The organism is Leifsonia aquatica H1aii, from assembly GCF_000633535.1.
In the GTDB taxonomy this organism is placed as follows: Bacteria; Actinomycetota; Actinomycetes; order Actinomycetales; family Microbacteriaceae; genus Leifsonia; species Leifsonia aquatica_A.
The window spans coordinates 205,727-225,327 of sequence record NZ_AYMR01000011.1 but is presented as its reverse complement, the minus strand read 5'-3'; the positions used below and the strand labels follow the sequence as shown (position 1 = coordinate 225,327).

General features: G+C 72.2%; 25 protein-coding genes. 15 read left to right on the top strand and 10 right to left on the bottom strand.

Features of this window, described 5'->3' with window-relative positions:
* Positions 1-36 precede the first annotated feature (36 nt).
* From U870_RS0113400 to U870_RS0113385, 5 genes are all read right to left on the bottom strand, one after another.
* Positions 37-933 (bottom strand): L,D-transpeptidase, encoded by an 897-nt coding sequence (locus tag U870_RS0113400; RefSeq protein ID WP_025157897.1) that lies wholly within the window; start codon positions 931-933, stop codon positions 37-39.
* Between the two features lie 85 nt (positions 934-1,018).
* A complete protein-coding gene (locus U870_RS0113395) occupies positions 1,019-1,792 on the bottom strand; it encodes a hypothetical protein (protein ID WP_025157896.1) in 774 nt (257 codons plus the stop codon).
* 287 nt (positions 1,793-2,079) lie between these two features.
* Positions 2,080-2,205, bottom strand: coding sequence for a hypothetical protein (locus U870_RS25060; protein ID WP_275886604.1), 126 nt, complete (start codon positions 2,203-2,205; stop codon positions 2,080-2,082).
* Positions 2,206-2,265: 60 nt separating this feature from the next.
* Positions 2,266-2,601, bottom strand: coding sequence for a tetratricopeptide repeat protein (locus U870_RS24875; protein ID WP_240183699.1), 336 nt, complete (start codon positions 2,599-2,601; stop codon positions 2,266-2,268).
* Positions 2,602-2,611: 10 nt separating this feature from the next.
* Positions 2,612-3,280 carry a TOPRIM nucleotidyl transferase/hydrolase domain-containing protein gene (locus U870_RS0113385; RefSeq protein ID WP_025157895.1) on the bottom strand — a complete coding sequence of 223 codons (669 nt, stop codon included), beginning with the start codon at positions 3,278-3,280 and terminating at the stop codon, positions 2,612-2,614.
* A 56-nt stretch (positions 3,281-3,336) separates the two neighbouring features.
* On the opposite strand from U870_RS0113385, the gene U870_RS0113380 reads away from it, so the two are divergent.
* The gene (locus U870_RS0113380; protein ID WP_029947592.1) at positions 3,337-3,618 is read left to right on the top strand and encodes a hypothetical protein; all 282 of its coding nucleotides are present in this window, start codon (positions 3,337-3,339) and stop codon (positions 3,616-3,618) included.
* Positions 3,619-3,636: 18 nt separating this feature from the next.
* Here the strand turns inward: U870_RS0113380 and U870_RS0113375 are convergent, their stop codons facing one another.
* Complete coding sequence (locus tag U870_RS0113375; RefSeq protein ID WP_025157894.1) at positions 3,637-4,182, bottom strand: hypothetical protein; 546 nt, start codon at positions 4,180-4,182, stop codon at positions 3,637-3,639.
* A gap of 27 nt (positions 4,183-4,209) precedes the next feature.
* Complete coding sequence (locus U870_RS0113370) at positions 4,210-4,497, bottom strand: hypothetical protein (protein ID WP_025157893.1); 288 nt, start codon at positions 4,495-4,497, stop codon at positions 4,210-4,212.
* A gap of 125 nt (positions 4,498-4,622) precedes the next feature.
* Here U870_RS0113370 and U870_RS0113365 point away from each other — a divergent pair, with 125 nt between their 5' ends.
* Complete coding sequence (locus tag U870_RS0113365; protein ID WP_025157892.1) at positions 4,623-5,552, top strand: aldo/keto reductase; 930 nt, start codon at positions 4,623-4,625, stop codon at positions 5,550-5,552.
* A gap of 133 nt (positions 5,553-5,685) precedes the next feature.
* Complete coding sequence (locus U870_RS0113360) at positions 5,686-6,897, top strand: GDSL-type esterase/lipase family protein (protein ID WP_025157891.1); 1,212 nt, start codon at positions 5,686-5,688, stop codon at positions 6,895-6,897.
* Between the two features lie 54 nt (positions 6,898-6,951).
* On the opposite strand, the gene U870_RS0113355 is transcribed toward U870_RS0113360, so the two are convergent.
* Positions 6,952-7,860, bottom strand: a complete 909-nt coding sequence (locus U870_RS0113355; RefSeq protein WP_025157890.1) for a 5'-3' exonuclease — start codon at positions 7,858-7,860, stop codon at positions 6,952-6,954.
* A gap of 108 nt (positions 7,861-7,968) precedes the next feature.
* On the opposite strand from U870_RS0113355, the gene U870_RS0113350 reads away from it, so the two are divergent.
* The 8 genes from U870_RS0113350 to U870_RS0113315 all read left to right on the top strand — a co-directional run bounded on the left by U870_RS0113350 (position 7,969) and on the right by U870_RS0113315 (position 15,239).
* Complete coding sequence (locus U870_RS0113350) at positions 7,969-8,415, top strand: SRPBCC family protein (RefSeq protein ID WP_025157889.1); 447 nt, start codon at positions 7,969-7,971, stop codon at positions 8,413-8,415.
* Positions 8,416-8,589: 174 nt separating this feature from the next.
* On the top strand, positions 8,590-9,537 hold the full coding sequence (locus U870_RS0113345; protein ID WP_240183698.1) for a ribokinase: 948 nt from the start codon (positions 8,590-8,592) through the stop codon (positions 9,535-9,537).
* A complete protein-coding gene (locus U870_RS0113340) occupies positions 9,534-10,535 on the top strand; it encodes an ABC transporter permease (protein ID WP_025157887.1) in 1,002 nt (333 codons plus the stop codon). Before U870_RS0113345 ends, U870_RS0113340 begins: the two co-directional genes overlap by 4 nt.
* Before the next feature lie 66 nt (positions 10,536-10,601).
* Positions 10,602-11,627, top strand: coding sequence for a substrate-binding domain-containing protein (locus U870_RS0113335; RefSeq protein WP_025157886.1), 1,026 nt, complete (start codon positions 10,602-10,604; stop codon positions 11,625-11,627).
* A gap of 1 nt (position 11,628) precedes the next feature.
* Positions 11,629-13,170 (top strand): sugar ABC transporter ATP-binding protein, encoded by a 1,542-nt coding sequence (locus U870_RS0113330; RefSeq protein WP_025157885.1) that lies wholly within the window; start codon positions 11,629-11,631, stop codon positions 13,168-13,170.
* A gap of 25 nt (positions 13,171-13,195) precedes the next feature.
* A complete protein-coding gene (gene rbsD, locus U870_RS0113325; protein WP_025157884.1) occupies positions 13,196-13,651 on the top strand; it encodes a D-ribose pyranase in 456 nt (151 codons plus the stop codon).
* Between the two features lie 51 nt (positions 13,652-13,702).
* Positions 13,703-14,407 carry a deoxyribose-phosphate aldolase gene (gene deoC, locus U870_RS0113320; RefSeq protein WP_025157883.1) on the top strand — a complete coding sequence of 235 codons (705 nt, stop codon included), beginning with the start codon at positions 13,703-13,705 and terminating at the stop codon, positions 14,405-14,407.
* A gap of 67 nt (positions 14,408-14,474) precedes the next feature.
* Positions 14,475-15,239 carry a GntR family transcriptional regulator gene (locus tag U870_RS0113315; protein WP_025157882.1) on the top strand — a complete coding sequence of 255 codons (765 nt, stop codon included), beginning with the start codon at positions 14,475-14,477 and terminating at the stop codon, positions 15,237-15,239.
* 26 nt (positions 15,240-15,265) lie between these two features.
* On the opposite strand, the gene U870_RS0113310 is transcribed toward U870_RS0113315, so the two are convergent.
* Positions 15,266-15,637 (bottom strand): nuclear transport factor 2 family protein, encoded by a 372-nt coding sequence (locus U870_RS0113310; protein ID WP_025157881.1) that lies wholly within the window; start codon positions 15,635-15,637, stop codon positions 15,266-15,268.
* A 53-nt stretch (positions 15,638-15,690) separates the two neighbouring features.
* On the opposite strand from U870_RS0113310, the gene U870_RS0113305 reads away from it, so the two are divergent.
* Positions 15,691-16,095 carry an NUDIX domain-containing protein gene (locus U870_RS0113305; protein WP_025157880.1) on the top strand — a complete coding sequence of 135 codons (405 nt, stop codon included), beginning with the start codon at positions 15,691-15,693 and terminating at the stop codon, positions 16,093-16,095.
* A 102-nt stretch (positions 16,096-16,197) separates the two neighbouring features.
* Here the strand turns inward: U870_RS0113305 and U870_RS0113300 are convergent, their stop codons facing one another.
* Positions 16,198-16,707, bottom strand: coding sequence for a MarR family winged helix-turn-helix transcriptional regulator (locus U870_RS0113300; protein WP_025157879.1), 510 nt, complete (start codon positions 16,705-16,707; stop codon positions 16,198-16,200).
* Positions 16,708-16,804: 97 nt separating this feature from the next.
* Here U870_RS0113300 and U870_RS0113295 point away from each other — a divergent pair, with 97 nt between their 5' ends.
* From U870_RS0113295 to U870_RS0113285, 3 genes are all read left to right on the top strand, one after another.
* On the top strand, positions 16,805-17,374 hold the full coding sequence (locus U870_RS0113295; protein WP_025157878.1) for an NADPH-dependent F420 reductase: 570 nt from the start codon (positions 16,805-16,807) through the stop codon (positions 17,372-17,374).
* Between the two features lie 104 nt (positions 17,375-17,478).
* On the top strand, positions 17,479-18,309 hold the full coding sequence (locus tag U870_RS0113290) for a mechanosensitive ion channel family protein (protein ID WP_025157877.1): 831 nt from the start codon (positions 17,479-17,481) through the stop codon (positions 18,307-18,309).
* 42 nt (positions 18,310-18,351) lie between these two features.
* Complete coding sequence (locus tag U870_RS0113285) at positions 18,352-19,365, top strand: LacI family DNA-binding transcriptional regulator (RefSeq protein WP_025157876.1); 1,014 nt, start codon at positions 18,352-18,354, stop codon at positions 19,363-19,365.
* The last annotated feature ends 236 nt before the right edge of the window (positions 19,366-19,601 follow it).

Sequence of the window (19,601 nt, the reverse complement as noted above, 5' to 3'; positions counted from 1 at the left end):
GAGACATCGCTCTCGCCGACGTCGCTGCCGCCGCGCTCAGCCGACGATCGTCACCAGCGTGCCGAGGGGGAGGGCGTCCACGGCGTCGATCCCGGCGGCGTCCATGCGCACGCATCCGTGCGAGATGGCCCCGCTGGAGACCGGCTGGTAGTGGATGCCGATCAGGCCGCCGTCATCGCCCTCGTAGGGCTCGTCGCTCGCGGTGGCGTGCAGCGAGGTGAGCTGGATCCGGTGCGTGGACTGGCCCTGGTCGGGGTCGAGGTACCGGGCCTGCAGATAGCCGGTCACCCCGGTGGGGGTCGGGGTGTCCGGTGTGCCGACGCCGACCGGGAAGGTCGCGGTGACGGCACCGGACCGGTCGAGGATCGAGAGCCGCTGCTCCGAGGTGGAGATCTCGATCCGGTTCTCCACCGGGCGGGGGTCGTTCAGATAGGAGAGCGGGACCCATCCGGCGGTCTGGGCCGGAGCGGGCTCCGTGGTGGCGGTGGAGGGCAGGATCCTCCGTGCCGGGGTGAGGGCGAGCGCCCAGGCACCGTCGGTGCGCACGATGACGACGGTCGTGGTTTCGTGCAGGAAGTCGCGGGCGGCCAGACGCGCGACAGGGGTGCTGCGGTCGTCGCCGAAGAGCGGTGCCTCGCCGGTGAGGGCGTAGGTGGTCGCGTCGCCGATCTCGGCGGGAGCAGCGAGCAGCTCGGGGATGACGGCGTTGTGGACGGCGGGCCGGAGGACGATGACCTGCGCAGGCGTGAGGGTGATCCCGGCGTCGGGGGTCGAGGACGGCGTGCTTGTGCCTGCGGTGCGGGTTCCCGTCGCGGTCGGTGTCCCGCCGCCGGCGCATCCGGAGAGCCCTCCGCCGGCGAGCAGTGCGACGGCGAGGACGACGAGGGGCAGGGCGGGGCGCCGGGGGGATCGCTGTGAGGATCGTCGGGTCATCTGATGCTCTTCTCTGCGGACGAGGCGCGGGCCGCCCGACCGTGGAGACGGTCGGACGGCCCGCGGCCGTGCGTGGCGGTGTCGATCAGCCCGAGACCTTCGGCAGCGCGGTGGCGACCGTGTCGGTGACGATCGGGGTCGGGTCGTCGGAGTCGCCGCCGTCCGTGATGATCGTCTCGCCGGTCACGGTGAGGCTGACCGTCTCGACGTGGCCGCTGGTGGCACCGGTCAGCGTGTAGGTGACCGTTCCCGCCTCCAGCTGGCCGTACCAGGACTCGCGCCAGGTGACCGTGCCGTTGATGTCGGCGGTCTCGGTCGAGCGGATGGTGGTGTCACCGTAGACGGTGACGACGTCGACCGTCTCACCGGGGGCGAAGCCGGACGCGACGATGGCGACGCCCTTCTCCTTGTCGGCCAGGTCGACCGTGGAGATCGTCGACGGGGTCACGGTGATGCCGGCCGTCGCGAGGACGGTCAGCGTCAGCGTGTTCGAGTCGTCGGTGCCGTCGGTCGCGTCGACCGTGTACTGGTCGCCCGCGGTGGAGGCGGTCTCCTCGGGGAGCCAGGTCTCGGCGAACGCGCCCTCCCCGTCGGTGGTCACCGTCGTGGTCTCGGTCGACGACGTCGCGTCGGTGTGGACGTCGGTCAGCGTGATCGTGACCTCGGTCTCGGCGGCGAAGCCGGCGCCGGAGAGCGCGAGGCCCGTGCCCCAGTCGCCGAGGGTGTAGCTCGCGTTGGCGTCCGCGATCGTCGGCTCGCCCGCGGCAGTTGCCGGGACGGTGGCGATCAGGCCGGCCCCGCAGGCAAGAGCTGCGGCAGCGAGAATGGAGACGGCACGACCGGTCTTCATCTTGTGCATGTGGTTCCTCATCATCTGGCCGCGGGGCGCAGGGCGCACGCGGCACGGGTGCGGCAGAGAACAGCGCGCGCCGCAGTGGTTACAGAGGCTCAGTCTGGCCGTCACGGTCGGCGCGGGCGGGCGATATCCCAGCCGTCGATCGGATCATCAGTAGGCGAGTCGGAGATGTTCAGTGACGCCGTGCGCGACCCGCGGGACTTCCTTGCGGGACTCAGTGCTGTACGGCACGGACTCAGGACCGCCAGCGTGGCCGGACGCAGTGTCCAGCGCCCTCGAGGAGCCCGCGACTACGCCGTCGGCCGCGTATCCGGACGCTCCCGGTCCAGCGATCGCAGGTACTCCGCGTTGCCGCGCACGGCCGGTTCGTAGCGCTGCAGATCGGGGGTGCGGATGCGGTCGACGGCGAGCTCCATCAGCTCGGCGACCGCGGCATCGCTGCGGCCGGCCGCGTGCAGGGAGAGCGCGTGCCAGAGCTACACCGACTCCGACCGGGGGAACTGCTCCCGGGCACGCTCCAGCACGGCGAGGGAGCCGTCGAACCGGGCGAGGTTGCGCAGCGTGCTTCCGTACTGCAGCAGGCAACGACGCAGGGTGTCGCCGCTGAGACCCTGCTCGAGGGCGCGCTCGTAGTACCCGGCGGCGGTCTCCTCCTCGCCCGCTGTGTCGTACGATCCGCCGACCTCGTACAGGACACGGGCGTCGTCGGGGTGTTCGGACAGCACCTCGAGGAAGGCGGCGATCGTCGGGGCCATGTCCGCACGGTCGCGGGCGTCGAAGATGGCGGTGAGGCGGTCGTCGAGCGTGGACATGCGCTCCACCCTACGCGGGAGGGAGTGGCGCCTCCGGAGCGGCCAGGACCTTCCGCAACGGTTCGGGCAGCCGCGCGGGAGGGAGCGCCGCGGTCAGCAGCGACCCGTACTGCTCCTTGCGCCCGGCCGTGGTCCCGAAGAACCGGTGCAACTGGGCCGCCACCGGCCGCGTCCGCTGCGCGGGCTGGTGCTGGAAGGTGCGGAAGAGCCGAAGATCGCCGGCCTGCTCCAGCAGCCGTTCCACCGCCTCGATGCCGAGGGCGTCGATCAGCTCGCCTTCCAGGTCGGGTCGGCAGACGGCGATCGCCGCATCAGGGAGGCCGGCGCCGACGAAGAAGCGCCGCTCCGCCGCGTCGCAGAGGCCGCGCAGTTCTGGACCCCCTGGGCCGCTGCGGGTCGGGCGGGCGTCCCCGTCGAGCATGGCGACGAACCGACGGACGCTCATCGCGCCGCCCATCGGGATCACGGCCGTGCCGAGCGCGGGGAGGTCGTGCCCGAGGACCTGCGCAGCGGCGCACACGGCCGCGCGATCGCTCGCGCCCTCCACGAGCACGGCGACCCGGACCGCACGGAGTACGGGCGCCCCGGGCGCGAGGCCGCCGGAGGCCCAGGCGGTCAGCGCGTGCTCGAAGGTCGCCACGCCCGCGGCGGCCTCGGGGCCGCGCTCCCGTTCGGTCATGCCGTCATTCTGCCCGGCCCTGTCGCCTCCCACCGGGCGCGAGTACGGTGCGCGGCATGAAACTACTCATCTTCGTGGCAGGGATCGCTCTGGGATTCGTCATCGGTTCGCGCGCCGGGCGCGGTGCCTACGACGACCTGCGCACGCGCGTGCGCGGCTTCACCGAGTCGGCGCCGGTGCAGCAGGTCAAGGAGGACGTGAAGGACTTCGCCTCCCGCGCGGCGTCCGACATCGGCGAGACCGTGGGCGATGCGGTCGGCAAGGCCACCGACAAGGCGGCCTCCACGATCGACGAGATCACCGGCAAGAACAGCGGGGGCGCCGCGACCGCGAGCTGAGCGCGGTGCGTTCGCTGCTCACGCCCCCTGGGGCGGGTGCGCGAGCAGGTCCGCCCGCTCGCGCAGGTAGTCGACGGCGTCGCGCGCATCCGCGTCCGAGACGGACGAGCTCCACCGCACGAGCACGCGACCGTCGCGCAGGAAGAGCGGCCCGCGACCGGATGTCGCGGCAGCGCGCAGGTCCTCGGCCTCCAGCGCCACCGGCTCCGCGTCGAAGTTGACCGTCTCTCCGTCGCGGAAGTGCCCCCGCTCCGCGGCGGCCCGGTAGGCCCGCCTGGTCTCGGCGGACACCGAGACGTACTGGGAACGGCCGGGCTCGGTGGCCCGCACGATCGAGCCCGTCGCGCGGAGGCCGCCCTCCGGGTCGAGCAGCAGCACGCCGAGCCGCCACACCCGACCCGCAGGCCGGAGCGCGGGCTCGCGCACGATCAGGAGCTTGCGCCGGCGCTCCTCGTAGACGGCGAGCGCCTCGTCACGCGCGTCGGCCCCACGCAGCACCGTCACCGTCTCCTCGACCGCGGCCCGCAGGGCGGATACCGCCTCGTCGTCGCGCTCGTCCGTCACCCTCCGAGCGTACGACGCCGCACCGGCCTAGGCCGGCGGCGCGGACATCGTGCGGATGCTGAACGCGTTGTCGTCCGTGACCATCAGCAACTCGACGCCCTCCTCGTGCCGCAGCACGACCAGGGCGGAGCTGTCGTCGGCCGCCACGCGCTCGACCTGGCGCAGGAAGATCTGCGCCATCTCGTCGCTGACGCGGAAATCGCGGCCCAGCGCATGCACCGTGTAGCGCGGTCCCGCGGGAGAGCGGCGGGAGCCCAGCCGGGTCTCCGCGCGGAAGTCCTCGACGGCGAGCTGCATCTCGGGGGTCATCGTCATGGCGCATCCTCCTCTGTCGCGGCCGGGCGCCGTCCCGCCGGTTACGCGGTCCGGTCCTCAGGATTCGCACGCTAGACCCCGTTCCGACGTGTGGGGAGGGGGTTGACGGGAGGAGGATGGGAGACATGCGAACTCTCACCTTCCCCGGCGTCGCCGTCGACGCCTCCAACATCGTGCTCGGCCTCATGCGCATCGAACCCCTCGGCGACGAGGAGATCCGCACCCTGGTGCGCACCGCCCGCGACGAGGGCGTGACCATGTTCGACCACGCGGACATCTACGGCGACGAACGTCACGGAAGTGAGCGCCGGTTCGGCGACGCCGGCGCGGTGCCCGCCGCCGAGCGCGACCAGGTCGTCATCCAGTCCAAGGTGGGGATCCGGGAGGGGTACTTCGACTTCTCCCGCGAGCACATCCTCTCCACCGTCGACGAGTCGCTCGCCGCGCTGCGCACCGACTACCTCGACCTGCTGCTCCTGCACCGGCCCGACACGCTGGTGGAGCCGGACGAGGTCGCCGCCGCCTTCGACGAGCTGCACGCAGCGGGCAAGGTGCGGGCGTTCGGCGTCTCCAACCACACGCCGGGGCAGATCGAGCTGCTGCGCCGCTCCGTCTCCCAGCCGATCGTGGCCAACCAGGTGCAGCTCAGCATCACCCACGCCCCGCTCATCGCGCAGGGCGTTGCGGCGAACATGGCCGGCCTGCCGCAGTCCATCGACCGGGACAACGGCATCCTCGACCATGCCCGGCTGAACGACATCACCCTCCAGGCCTGGTCGCCGTTCCAGAAGGGCTTCTTCGACGGGGTCTTCCTCGGCGACCGGGAGCAGTACGCCGAGCTCAACGACGTCATCGACGAGCTCGCCGCCTCCTACGCCGTCACCCCCACCGCGATCGCCACCGCCTGGATCACGCGGCATCCCGCGGGCATCCAGGTCGTCCTCGGCACCACCAACGCGCAGCGGGTCCGCGACGCCGCTGCGGGATCCGACCTGCCGCTGACGCGCGAGGAGTGGTACCGGCTGTTCCGGGCGGCCGGCCACACGCTGCCCTGAGCCGGCGACGAAGGTCCGTCGTCGCGGTGCGTGCCCGCTGCGGTTCCCCGCGGGCTGCGGCTCCTCACACATTCCGGGTGACCCGGCGAGCCGCCGCTAGGCCGCGCCCTCGCGTCGGGATACCGTCAAGCAAGTGAACGCCGATCACCTGACACCGGGCCGCCGTCTTCTGACGCGCCTGCGTCTGCTGCGGGTGGTCTCCGTTCGCGGAGGGCTCGTGCGCCCGGCCGACTCCCCGCAGGGCTTCGTCGCGGGACGCCGGAGCGTGCGGGTGCTGCTCGCCGGTTCGGGGCCCGTGGTGGGCTGGGGCGTCGGGAGCTACGACCTCGCCCTGCCCGGTGCCCTCGCCCGTGCGCTCGCGTCGTCCACCGGACGGGGCGCGGTGGTGGATGTGGTCGCCCATCCCTCGGCCGGAGTGCGCCGGTTGCGGTCGCTGGTCGGCTCGGCCGGGCCCGAGCGCTACGACGTGGTCGTGCTGAGCGCGACGCTCGCCGACTCGCTGCGTCTGCCGGAGCCGCGTGCCTGGGGCGAGCGCGTCCGCGCCCTGGTCCGGGAGGTGCGGGCGGCACGTGGCGGCGCGGTCTCCGTGGCGTGGCTCGGTGCCCAGCCCCTCCGCGCGCTGGATCCGGACGGTTCCGGGCCCACGCGCATCGCCCACGAGCACGGCGAGCTGCTCAACCGCGTCGCGGAGCGTGTGTGCCGGGAGGAGGGCGCGCTCTTCGTGCCCCTGGGCGCGCCACCCCACGCTGACTCGGTTCGCCATCGCGGCCCGGCGGACTACCTGTTCTGGGCGCGGCGGATCGCGGACGTGCTCGCGCCGGTGCTCGGACAGCTGCGGACGGAGCAGCCTCCCGCACCCCAGTCGGCCGCCGATCGGGTGGAGGCCATCGAGCGTCTCCGTCTCGCCGAGCGGGGCCGCGATGCGCGCCTCGACGGGCTCGTGGGAACGGCGCAGCGCACCCTCGGCACGGAGATCGCCATGTTCACGATCCTCGACGACCGCAAGGAGTGGCCGATCGCCGCGGTGGGCGCGACGCCGCGGGAGATCCCCATCGAGCAGTCCGCATGCCTCTACACGATCGCGTCCCCCGACGGCATGGTCGTCACCGACGCGGTGAGCGACGACCGCTTCGCCACGAGCACGATGGTGACCGGTCCCTCGGCGTTGCGGTACTACGCCGGCTACCCTGTCGAGGCGCCCGACGGCACCCGCATCGGCGCCCTGTGCGTGTTCAGCCGCACGCCGCGCGACGCCGAGACGGGCGAGTTCGACCTCGACGTGCTCCGCGAGCTGGCCCTGCTGGCCCAGCGCGAACTCTGGCGCTGGGAGCCCGACCGGGTCTGACCGAGGGCAGGTCTGCGGAGAGCCGACGTAGCGCGATGGTCAGGGCGGCGCGGGTCAGTCGGGGAGCGACGCCAGGAGGCGGTCGAGGGAGCCGCCGAGCCCCCACCGGGTCGCGAGGGCGGTGAGCGCCTCGCTCTGCTCCGCGGCGGGCCGGTGCAGTCGTGCGTCGACGGCGGGCAGGTCGAGGTCGCGCACGACCTCGACGACGCGCGGCGCCACGTCGAGATAGTCGGCTGCCGTGGCGAAGCGTGCCCGGACGGCCGGCTTCATCGCGCTGCCCGGATCGGCCGCGGCGGCACGGATGCCGTCGAGCGATCCGTACTCGGCGAGCAGGGCCGCGGCGGTCTTCTCGCCGACCCCGGCGACCCCCGGGAGGCCGTCGGAGGTGTCGCCGCGCATCGCCGCGAAGTCGGCGTACTGATCGGGCCGCACGCCGTACTTCCCCGCCACCACGGAGTCGGTCAGCACCTCGAGGTTGCTCATCCCGCGCGCCGTGTAGATCACCCGGACGTCGTGCGCGTCGTCCACCAGCTGGAAGAGGTCGCGGTCGCCCGTGACGACGTCGACAGGGCCGTCGCCGCGGGAGGCGAGCGTGCCGATCACATCGTCGGCCTCGTGCCGCGCGTCGCCGACGACGGCGATCCCGAGGGCGTCGAGGACCTCGCGGATCACCGGCACCTGACGCACCAGCTCTTCGGGCGTCTCCTCCACGTCCACCCCGCCCGGCACCTCGCGGGCGACGCGGTGCGCTTTGTAGCTCGGGATGAGGTCCACGCGCCAGCGCGGCCGCCAGTCGTCGTCCCAGCAGGCCACCAGGGATGCCGGCCCGTAGTCCGTGACGAGCCGCGCGATGATGTCGAGCAGCCCGCGCACCGCGTTCACGGGCTCCCCCGTCGGGGAGCGCACAGTGTCGGGCACGCCGTAGAACGCGCGGAAGTACAGCGACGCCGAGTCGAGCAGCATCGTCCGTCCTGCAGTGGCCGGGGGCGTTGTCGGGGACATGGGCGGCACCTCCGGACCCCACGTTACGCAGCCGGGCGGCCCGGAGCCAGGGGGCGCTACCCTGTCCGCATGGCCGGAACCACTGTCGTCGAGCGCACAGAGCGGATCGCCGCGACCCCCGAAGAACTGCAGAAGCGCCTCGCCGACCTTCCCGGCTGGGTGGACTGGTCGCCGTGGGAGGGACTCGATCCCGACCTCGACCGGGACTACTCGGGAGTGCCGGGTGCCGTCGGTTCGAGCTATGCGTGGTCGGGCAACCGAAAAGCCGGAGCCGGACGAATGACCGTGACGGCCGTCGACCCCGATGGCGTGGGCATCGCGCTCGATTTCACCAAGCCCTTCCGTTCGACCAACGCCATCCGTTTCGTCCTGACGCCCGAGGGCGACGGCACCCGCGTCATCTGGCGGATGGAGAGCCCGAAGACCCTCTTCTCGCGACTCTTCAACATCGAGAAGCTGGTGGGTGTTGATTTCGAGAAGGGGTTGCGCCAGCTCAAGCAGGTCGTGGAGGGGTAGAGCCCCGCCCCGAGAGGGCCGGCCTCCCCTGCATGCGCGTGGGGAGCCCGGCCCTTCTGCGTGTGCGCCCACCGCGTCGTTCCGGCCCCGATCTCGCTACGGTTGACGAGTGGACAACTATGGACATACACTGTCCATGTTCATAGTTGTCCACGTACAAGGAAGTACCCGTCAATGACGCTCGAATCGATCAGGATCGCCGTGGTCGGCAGCTACGGTGCCGGTCTCACCATGCGGGTGCCGCGCTCGCCCGACGCCGGCGAGACGGTCAGCGGAGGGGTCTTCGACTCCGGCCCGGGAGGCAAGGGCTCGAACCAGGCCGTTGCCGCTGCGCGGCTCGGTGCGCAGGTCTCCCTCCTCACCGCCGTCGGCGCGGACGACTTCGGTCGTGCCGCCCACGAGCTCTGGGCGCGCGAAGGCGTGGACGCGAGCAGGACGCTCACCGGCACCGGCGCGACCATGGTCGGGTTCATCCTGGTCGAGCCGACCGGAGAGAACCGCATCGCCATCGCGCCGGGAGCGCTCGACGAGCTGGGGCCCGCCGCCGTCGACGCGTTCCGCGACGAGATCGCCGCCGCCGACATCCTCATCGTGTCGATGGAGATCCCGCTCGACGCGGTCGTGCACGCGCTGCGCACCGCGAAGGAGGTCGGGACCACGACGCTGCTCAACCCGGCGCCCGCCCGGGCGCTTCCCGATGACGCCTGGCCCCTCATCGACATCATCACCCCCAACCAGACGGAGGCGCCGGTTCTCCTCGGTCGCGCGCCCGGGGACGGCACCTCGGAGCAGGAGCTCGTCGCCGCGCTGCGTGCGCGCACCGGCGGCGCCGTCCTCCTCACCCGCGGCGCCGCGGGGGCACTCCTGTCCGACGCGGACGGCGAGCACGAGATCCCACCGGTTCCCCCGGTCGCGGTCGTCGACACCACCGGCGCCGGCGACTCGTTCACCGCGGCCCTCGCGGTCGCGGTCGCGGCGGGAGCACCGCTGGCGGACGCGGCCGCCTATGCCGCCCACGCCGGAGCCCACACGGTCGCCGCCGAAGGCGTCGTGCCCGCTCTGCCCACTGCCGCGCAGCTCCCCACCCTTCCGAACCCCGGCTCGATTGGACCCACCCGATGACCGCCACCACCGTCCCCGCGCGACGCAGCGCACCGGACTTCCGCCGCCTCCTCCACGCTCGTGAGGCCGGTGTGTTCGCCGCCCTCGTGCTTCTCATCGTGCTCGGCACGGTGCTGTCGCCGAGCTTCCTGCAGGCGGGCAACCTGCTCTCGGTCGGTCAGCAGGTCTCGCAGATCGGCATCATGGCGATCGGCGCGACCTTCGTGATCATCAACGGCGAGATCGACCTCTCCGTCGGGTCCATCTACGCGCTCGCGGCCATCGCGACGGGAATGGCGATCGCGGGCGGCGTCGCATGGCCGCTCGCCATCCTGATCGGTCTGGCCGTCGGCGTGGTCGCCGGCCTGGTGAACGGGCTCGCGGTGGTCCTGCTCGGCGTGCCATCGTTCATCGTCACGCTCGGCAGCCTGAGCGTCTTCCGCGGTGTCGCCCTCCTGATCTCCGACGGCAAGCCGATCTCGCTCAGCACCTCCCAGGCGGGCGTGGCCGAGTTCAACCTGCTCGGTCAGGGGCGTCTCTTCGGAGCCGTCCCCATGCAGCTCATCATCTTCGCCGCCATCGTCGTGCTGGGTGTCATCCTGCTGTCCCGCTCCCGCCTCGGCTTCAACACCTACGCGGTCGGCGGCAATCGTGAGGCCGCCCGCCTGGTCGGCATCAACGTCGGAGCGGTGAAGCTCACGGCGTTCGTCCTCTCCGGGTTCACGGCGGCGGTTGCGGGAGTGCTCGGTCTCTCGTTCCTCAGCTACGTGCAGGGCGTCACCGGCACAGGGCTCGAGCTGACCGTCATCTCGGCGGTGATCATCGGCGGCGCCGCCCTCTTCGGCGGATCCGGGACGATGTGGGGCACCGTCATCGGCGTGCTCTTCATCGGCATCCTGCAGAACATCCTCAACATCAACGGGATCTCGTCCTTCTGGCAGACCGTCGTGACCGGCCTCGTGATCGTCGCGGCCGTCGCCGCCGACACCTGGCAGCGCAAGCGCAAGACCCGAGCGTGAGCCGCGCGGCCTCCGCGCCGCGCACGAGAAGCACCACCCCTGCACATCACACACGAAGGAGTACTGATGTCTTTCCGCACCCTCATGCGCCGCGTGCTGACGGCCGCCGCCGTCGCCACGACGGTCGCCCTGACCGCCGCCGGCTGCGGCGCGATCACGAACGGCAATGCCGCCGACGCCACCGGCGGGTTCCACCTCGCCGAGTACATCCAGAAGCGGGTCGACGGCGGTGAGAAGCTGCGCATCAAGCTCAGCTACCACGACCCGTCCCTCGCCTTCGCGACCCCGATCCGCGAGGGGATGGAGAAGGCTGGCACGGAGTTCGGCGCCGATGTGCAGCTGATCGGTCCGACCGGCGGAGACGCCGCCAAGCAGGTCGCCGAACTGCAGACCCTCATCCAGCAGCAAGCGGTCGACGGCCTCGCGGTCTCCTCCGCCAGCAGCGACGCGCTCAAGCCGGTGATCGCTCAGGCCCACGAGGCGGGCATCCCGATCATCTCCTTCAACACCGACAACCCGGGCTCGAAGCAGATGGGCTTCGTCGGCCAGGACCTCTCGGCGTCCGGCGAGTCGGAGGCGAAGGAGCTGCGCAGCGCGCTCGGCGGCACGACCTCCGGGAAGGTCGTCGTCTTCTCCCTCGACACCGGCGCCGGCTGGTCGAACGACCGCTTCGGCGGGTTCCAGAAGGGCATGGAGGGCTCCGGGTTCGACGTCGTCGGCCCGGTGAACGTGGGCAACGAGCCGAACGCCGCGTACAACACCGTCGACTCCACCATGGCGGGCCAGTCGGGAGTCGTGGCCATCGCGGGCCTCGACTGCTGCAGCACGACCGCCGCGGCCAAGTGGGTCCAGCAGTCCGGCAACGCGGGGAAGATCACCATGGTCGGCTTCGATCTGCTCCCGCAGACCGCCGAGTTCATCACCCAGGGTGTCGTGACCTTCACGATCAGCCAGAACCCGTCCGAGCAGGGCTACCAGGCGGTCAAGGTGCTCGCCGACTTCCTGAAGAAGGGCACGGAGATCAGCGGAGTCGACACCGGCGCCCAGATCATCGACGCCAAGAACCTCTCCGACGCCACGGTGGAGGGCTGACATGACGCTCCCGACGCTCGACGCGGCCGAGCCGGCCATCCGCATCACCGGCCTCAGCCGCCGGTTCGGACCGGTGACCGCGCTGGCCGACGTCACGATGGAGGTTCCGGAGGGGCGGGTGACCGCCCTGCTCGGAGAGAACGGCGCAGGCAAGTCGACGCTCCTGAAGATCCTCGCGGGGCTCCAGCCGCCGAGCGCCGGGAGCGTCACCGTCCACGGGGTCGAGGTGCAGCGGTTCGACCCGCACTCGCTCCTCACCGAACACGGCGTCGCCATCGTGCCGCAGGAGCTCTCGCTGCTGCCCGAGCGCACCGTCGCCGAGAACATCCTCGTCGGCGTCGAACCGGGCGGCCGCTGGTTCCCGTCACGCCGGCGGATGCGCCAACGCGCCGTGGAACTGCTGCGCACGCTCGACCTCGATCTCGATCCGTCGGCCCCGGTCGGTGCGCTCGACCTGGCGACACAGCAGCTGGTGGTGGTGGCACGCTCCATCGCCCGCGGCTGCCGCATCCTGATCCTCGACGAGCCCACCTCGGTGCTCACCCCGGCGGAGTCCGAGCGGCTGTTCGCGCTGATGGCGACGCTCACGCGACAGGGCACCACCCTGCTGTACGTCTCGCACCGGATGCCCGAGGTGTTCCGTCTCGCCGATCAGCTCGAGGTGCTCCGCGACGGACGGCATGTGGCCTCCTGGTCGCGGGAGGAGACGACGCCTGCGCAGGCGGTCGCCGCAATGGTCGGCCGCGAGCTCGGCGACCTCTCCCGGCGGTCGGACCTCGTTCGGACCGAACCTCCCGCTCCCGCCGTGCTCACCGTCCGCGAGCTCGCGGGGCGGGGCCACCGTGACGTGTCGTTCGACCTGCACCCCGGAGAGATCCTCGGTGTCGCGGGCCTGCCGGACAGCGGCCGGGTCGAGCTGCTGCGCAACCTCTTCGGTGCCGACCGCGGAACGGGAGGGCGGGTCGTCCTGGACGGCGCACCCTACGACCGCCGTGCGCCGGGGGAGTCCGTGCGCCGGCGGCTCGGGTTCGTGCCCGGCGAGCGGCGGGCCCAGGGCCTCCTGAGCTCCCTCGGTGTCGGCGACAACATCGGCGTGCTCACCCTGGGTCGGCACACTCGGGCCGGACTCGTGCGCCGAGGCCCGCTCGACCGCGAGTCCGGGCGGCTCGCCACGGCCCTGACGGTGAAGACGGCGTCGCTCCAGACGCCGATGGTGAACCTCTCGGGCGGCAACCAGCAGAAGGCCATGCTGGCCCGGTGGCTCGCGATCGAGCCCCGCGTGCTCATCCTCGACGAACCGACCCGCGGCGTCGATGTCGGCGCCAAAGCCGAGATCTACGAGCAGCTCTTCGCCCTGGCCGCAGCCGGGGTCGCCATCCTGTGCTCCTCCTCGGATCTGCCGGAGCTGCTGACCGTCACCGACCGGATCGCCGTCATGGCCGAAGGCCGCATCGCGACCGTCCTGCCGACGGCCGAGGCCACCGAGGAGAACATCATGTCGGCTGCGACCGGGGCCGCCACCGCGCCGTCCGCCGCAGCGTGACACGCGATCGAACAGAAGGAGACACATGAAGAAGAACGGCATCCTCAACGCCGAGCTGAGCGGCGCCCTCGCCACCCTCGGGCACACCGATCTGCTGCTGGTCGTCGACGCCGGATTCCCCATCCCCCGCGACGCGCACCGCATCGACCTCGCGATCGCCGCGAACCTGCCCGATCTGCGCACCGTGCTCGGCCTCATCGCCGACGAGCTCGTGGTGGAGGGAGTCGTGCGCGCCGACGACGTCGTCAGCAACAATCCCCGTCTCGACGACTGGCTCGCCGAGCGCTTCGCCGGCGCCGAGTTCACCACGCGCACCCACGCCGACATGCTCGGGTCCGTCGCCGCCCAGGCGAAGGTCATCGTCCGCACCGGGGCGTTCGAGCCCTGGGGCAACATCGGCCTCGTCTGCGGCGTCGACGTGCCGCACTGGTTCGGCGGGGACGGCGTCGTCGCCCCCGACTACTACGCCGACCGTCTCTGACGGCCGGGAATCCCACCCCGCACCCGCGGTCCACGCGAAAGGAACACCACCGTGACCACCACCACCGGCGAGAAGACACTCGCCCCCGCCGAGCTGGCCCCGTACATCCAGCACACCAAGATCGAGGCCGGCCTCACCCGTGACGAGATCGTCGCCCACGCTCGTGAGACGGTCGAGCACGGCTTCAACGCCGCGATGATCCCGGCCTCCTGGGTCGATGTCGTCGCCACCGAGCTGAGCGGCACCGGGGTCGGCATCGCCACCGCACTCGACTTCCCGACCGTGGGCGTCACGACGAGTGCGGGCAAGGCGGCCGAGGCGGAGTCGATCGCGCGCCTGGGCGCCACCCAGCTCGACATCGGCGTCCAGATCGGCTGGCTGAAGTCGGGCATGTACGACGCCTTCCGCGATGACATCGCCGGCGTCGTGCGTGCGTCGGGCATCCCGGTCAAGGTGATGCTGGAACTGCCGTTGCTCACGCCCGACGAGCGCCGCGCCGCGGTCGAGCTCTCGATGGAGGCGGGCGTCGCCTACCTGAAGAACGCGTCAAGCGGGCAGATCGAGACCGCGAACCCCGAGAGCGTCCGATACCTGGTGGGCCTGGCCCGCGACGGCGTGCTCGTGAAAGCGTCTGGCTCGATCAAGAGCTACCCGCAGGCGTTGTCGCTGCTGGAGGCGGGGGCGAGCCTGCTGGGCACCAGCGCGGGCCTCGAGATCATCACCGACTCGGGCGACGAGAGCACGACCAGCTACTGACCGCCGCCGCCGTCCCGGGTGAACTAAGGTCGGGACGGCGGCGCACACCAGGGGAGGACACACGACGGTGACCGTGAACGAGGAGCTGTTCGACGAAGGGGACGTCGACCGTGAAGCGCCGATCGCGCTCCATTCTCAGATCTCGGAGCGCATCCGGGGCAGGATCGCGACGGGGGAGTGGCCGGCGCACTACCGGCTGAAGAGCGAGCCAGAGCTCGCTCACGATCTCGGCGTGAGTCGCGGCACCCTGCGCCGCGCCCTCACGACCCTGATCGAGGAGGGCCTGCTGCGGCAGATCCGCGGCAAGGGGACCTTCGTCACCTCCACCACCATCGAGCCGTCGATCGCGCAGAAGCTCAGCACCCTGTCGGAGGACTTCGCGAACCAGGGGGTGGTCACCCAGACCGACGTCCTGGAGTGCGTGCTCCTCGAACCACCGCGCCCGGTCGCCGCCCTGCTCGACATGCCCTCAGGCGCGAAGGTGCTCACGCTCCGCCGGCTCCGCCGCACCGCGGACGGACCCGTGGCGCTGCTGGTGAACTATGTCCGCACCGACCTCGCGCCGGGCCTCGAGGACACCGATTTCACCACCGCGAGCCTGTTCGGCACGCTCGAAGGCCACTTCCAGCTCAAGATCGGCAGCGCTCGCCGGACGTTCTCGGCCGAGGCCGCCGACCCCGAGACAGCCGCGTCGCTGCAGTTGGAGGCCGGGGCGCCCGTCCAGTACCTCCAGCAGGTGACCTATCTCGCGGACGGTCGACCGATCGAGTACTCGGACGTGTGGATCCACTCCGGTCGTCTGCGGGTGACCTCCCTGCTGTCGCGGCGCTGATCGGGCCGGCGGCCCTACCGTGCGCTCTACGCCCCCGGGCGTGCCGGCTGGTACGTCCCGTGCCCCCGGACGATGGAGCCGTCCTGGAACACGAGCACCTCGCACACCACCCCGCCCGCCTGGTTGCGGTAGCGGATGACCAGCGTGTCGACCCCGACGTAGTGCTCCAGGACCTCGAATCGCAGGTCGGGGAGCGCGGCCAGCCCGGCCGTCCAGTAGGCGCGCAGCGCGGACCGGCCCCGGGCGATCCCGCCGCTGCCCGGAAGGAGCCGGGCGGCCAGCGGAGAGGTGAAGACCACGTCCTCCGCGTAGTGGGCGAGCAGGGCGTCGAGATCGTGAGCGTTCCAGTCGGCCAGCCACTGGTCGACGAACGCGCGGGCGGAGTCGTCGGTGAGCATCCGTCCAGCATGGCACCGGGAGGCCGGGCCGGGGCGTCGCCTAACGTGGAGGCATGACGCTCCCTCCGCTCCAGGTCGCCGCGATCGCACTCGTGCGCGACCGGACCGTGCTCATGGTGACCGCGCGCGGTCGCGCGGTGCACTACATGCCCGGCGGCAAGATCGACCCCGGTGAGACGGCCGCCGAGGCGGCCGCGCGCGAGGCGCACGAGGAGGTCGCCCTGTCGCTCGACCCCGCCGCCCTGGAGGAGCTGTTCGAGGTGCGCACGCTCGCGCACGGGCAGGCCGAGGGGCGGATGGTGCACATGCGGGTGTTCCGCGCGTCCACGGACGCCGAGCCCGTGCCCTCGGCGGAGGTCGGCGCCCTCCACTGGGTCACCACCGCCGATGTGGACCGCTGCCCGCCCGCGGGCCGGGAGGTGCTCCGCCTCCTCGCCGCCCGCGACCTCATCGACTGATCGAGGGCGCCTGCCGAGTGCGCGCACTCTCCGCGTACTCGGCCGTTTCGACCGCACTTGTCGTGTCCTCGGCGGTGTGCCCGCGGGCGAGGGCGGGCTGCGTCAGGCGGGGCGGGTGGCGGCGACGATCGATTCGCAGGCGTCGCTCGGGCGCCGGGACGGGTCGATGGCGCCGACGATCGACTCCGAGATCGCCGCGAGCTGCTCGATCTGCTCCGGTGTGAGCGCGCCGAGCACGCGCGAGCGCACGGTGTCCAGGTGGCCGGGCGCGGCGGTCGCGACGAGCTCCGCCCCCGCGTCGGTCAGTACCGCGTTGGTCGCGCGGCCGTCCTCCTCGCAGGGCATGCGCTTCACCAGCTCGCGGGCCTCCAGCCGGGTGATCACGTGGCTGAGCCGGGAGACCGACGCGTTGGTCGCCGTGGCGAGCGCGCTGAGCCGGAGCCGGCGGTTCGGCGATTCGGCCAGGCGCGAGAGCACGAAGAACTCGTAGTGGGTCGCGGCGGAGTCGCGCGAGAGCTGGCCGTCGATGACCGGGGGAAGCAGCTGCGTGAGCGCGACGAGGCCGAGCCAGGCGTCGCGTTCGCGCCCGGCGAGGTCGTCGCTCGTCGTCATGCGACCGATTCTAGCAAATAACTTGACGCTTCAACTATGGAGCCGTACGTTAGTTGAAGCATCAACTAAACGCGGCGTCAGCCGGAAAGGACATCTCATGAGCTCGGTCAGCATCATCGGCAACGGAAACATGGCGAAGGCGATCGGCGGCCTCGCGGCGGCCGGCGGCAGCACGGTCCAGTACCTCGGCCGTGACGGCGGCGCCGTGGACGGCGACGTGGTGGTCTTCGCCGTCCCGTATCCCGAGGTGGAGGCGGTCATCGCGACGTACGGCGCCGCCCTCGCCGGCAAAATCGTCGTCGACATCACCAACCCCGTCGACTTCGCCACCTTCGACGGGCTGGCCGTCCCCGCCGACAGCTCGGCCGCCGCCGTGATCGCCGCGGCCCTGCCGCAGGCCACCGTCCTCAAGGCCTTCAACACCAACTTCGGGGCGACCCTCGCGTCCGGGAAGGTCGGTGCCGAGACGACCACCGTGCTCATCGCCGGCGACGACGACGCGGCGAAGGCGACGCTCGCCGGCATCGTCACCGCGGGCGGCCTGAATGCCGTCGACGCCGGCTCGCTCAAGCGCGCCCGTGAGCTCGAGGCGCTCGGCTTCCTGCAGATCACCCTCGCCGCGGGCGAGCGGGTCTCCTGGACGGCGGGCTTCTCGCTCGTCGCCTGATCGGGCCCGGAGTGACCCGCGGGCGGAGGCCGACCTCCGCCCGCCCGCCTCTAGACGGCCGTCGTGCCCGACCGCTACTGTGCCGCACGAGGTGAGGGGACGGCATGGTGCGGACGGCGACCGCCGGCGACGCGGCGGGCTTCTTCGCGGGGCTGGACCAGTGGTCCGTGCTGTTCGCACTGCTCTCCGCCGCGGCGGGGATCCTCCTCGGCGTGCTGGCGCATCGGGCGACACTGCGCCTCTGCGCCCGGATCCCGGGCGTCGCTTCCGACACGGGCAGACGGATCGCCCGCGGCGTGCGGCTGACGGTCATCCTGCTCGGGGTCGGCATCGCGATCGCCTTTCTCGGCGCCCCCATCCAGCCCGTCCTCGCTCTGGCCGTCATCGTCGCCGTGGTCGCGGGCCTGGCCCTCCGCGGCATCAGTGAGAACTTCGCCGCCGGGCTGGTGCTGCAGACGCGGCGCCCGTTCACGGCGGGGGACGTCGTGGATGTGGCGGGATTCCACGGAGTGGTGCGCGAGATCACCAGCCGGACCGTGGTGGTGCGGACCGCCGACGGGCGCATCGTCCACATTCCGAACGCCGACGTGATCGGCAACCCCTTCGTGAACGAGTCCGAGGCCGGCGGGCGGCGCTCCGAGGTGGAGGTGCGGGTCGCGGCCGAGCGGGCCGACCGGGAGGAGGTGCGCGCCCGGATCGCCGCGGCCTGCGCGAGCGTCGAGGGTGTGCACCGGCGGGAGCCGGTCCACGTGCTCAGCGTCTCCCATGAACCGCACCGCTACACGGTGCGCGCGCAGTTCTGGCACCGCGCGGGTGAGGGTGCTGCGGTGTCCGCGCGTGTCGTCGATGCGGTCTGGGCAGCGCTGGGCGACCGGGAGGCGACCGTCACCGCGGACCCCGCAGGACCGCCGCTCACCTCGCCGCCGGCCGTGTGACCGTCTCCGGCAACGCGCCGCGCTCGCCGCTAGGGTGAGGGGATGATCGAGAGCGGACGCGCCCCGGGGGTGCGCGAGGTCGCTGCGGCGGCAGGCGTCTCACGGCAGACCGTGTCGCGCGTGCTCAACGACCACCCCAGCATCCGGCCGGAGACGCGCGAACGCGTGCTGGCCGCCATGGCCGACCTCCACTTCCGGCCCAATCGCGCCGCGCGGATGCTGACGACCGCGCGGTCGAGGACCATCGGGGTGCTCGCGGCGTCCACGTCGTCGCTCTTCGGCCCGGCGTCCAGCATCGACGCCGTGGAGAACGCCGCGCGCGACGCGGGCTACTTCGTCACGGTCGCCCACACGTCCACCACCGACGGCGACGCGGTCGTCGCCGCACTCGACCACCTGCTCGCGCAAGCGGTGGAGGGCATCGTCATCATCGCCCCGCAGCAGCGGGTGCAGGACGCGATGGCCGCTGTCTCCCTCGCCGTCCCGTCGGTCACGCTGCACGGGGCCGGCGCCGCCGGGGACGACGGGGTGTTCGTCGACCAGTTCGAGGGGGCGCGGCTCGCGACCCGCCACCTGATCGACCGCGGTCACCGCCGCATCGCGCACCTGTGCGGACCGGGAGGCTGGGCGGAGGCGCTGGCGAGACGCGACGGCTTCCTCGCCGAGATCGCCGATCGGGGAGCCGAGGGCGTCGTCACCCGAGAGGGCGACTGGACCGCGGCCTCCGGCGCCGACATCGCCGCGGAGGTGCTGGCCGATGAGAGCGTGACCGCCGTCTTCTCGTCCAACGACCAGATGGCGCTCGGGGTGCTCCACGCCGCTCGCCTCGCCGGGCGCCGCGTTCCGGAGGAGCTCGCCGTGGTCGGCTTCGACGACATCCCGGAGGCGGCCTTCTTCGCGCCGCCGCTCACCACGGTCCGGCAGGACTTCTCCGAGCTGGGTCGTCGCTGCGTCGCCCGCCTGGTGTCGCTCATCGAGGGTGGCGGTGTGGAGACCGGGGCCGTCGGGTTCGGCGCCCCCGTCGCTCCCGTGCTGGTGGAGCGCGCCTCGGCGTAGCCGTCGCTGCCGCGGGCGGCGCGTTGCGCGCGGTGCGCGGTCGTGCGGGGCGGTGCGCGGTCGTGCGGGGTCGTGCGGGGTCGCACTCCGTCGCTTCGGCGACCTCGGAGCGACGTTTCGCGTCCCGGGAGGTCCGCTCGATCCAGGTGGCGAGACACGCCGTCGGGGAGGGGGCGCCGACGGCGTGTTGCGTCAGGTAGCTGGCCGGGCGGGCAGATGGCCGGGCGGGCGGGTTG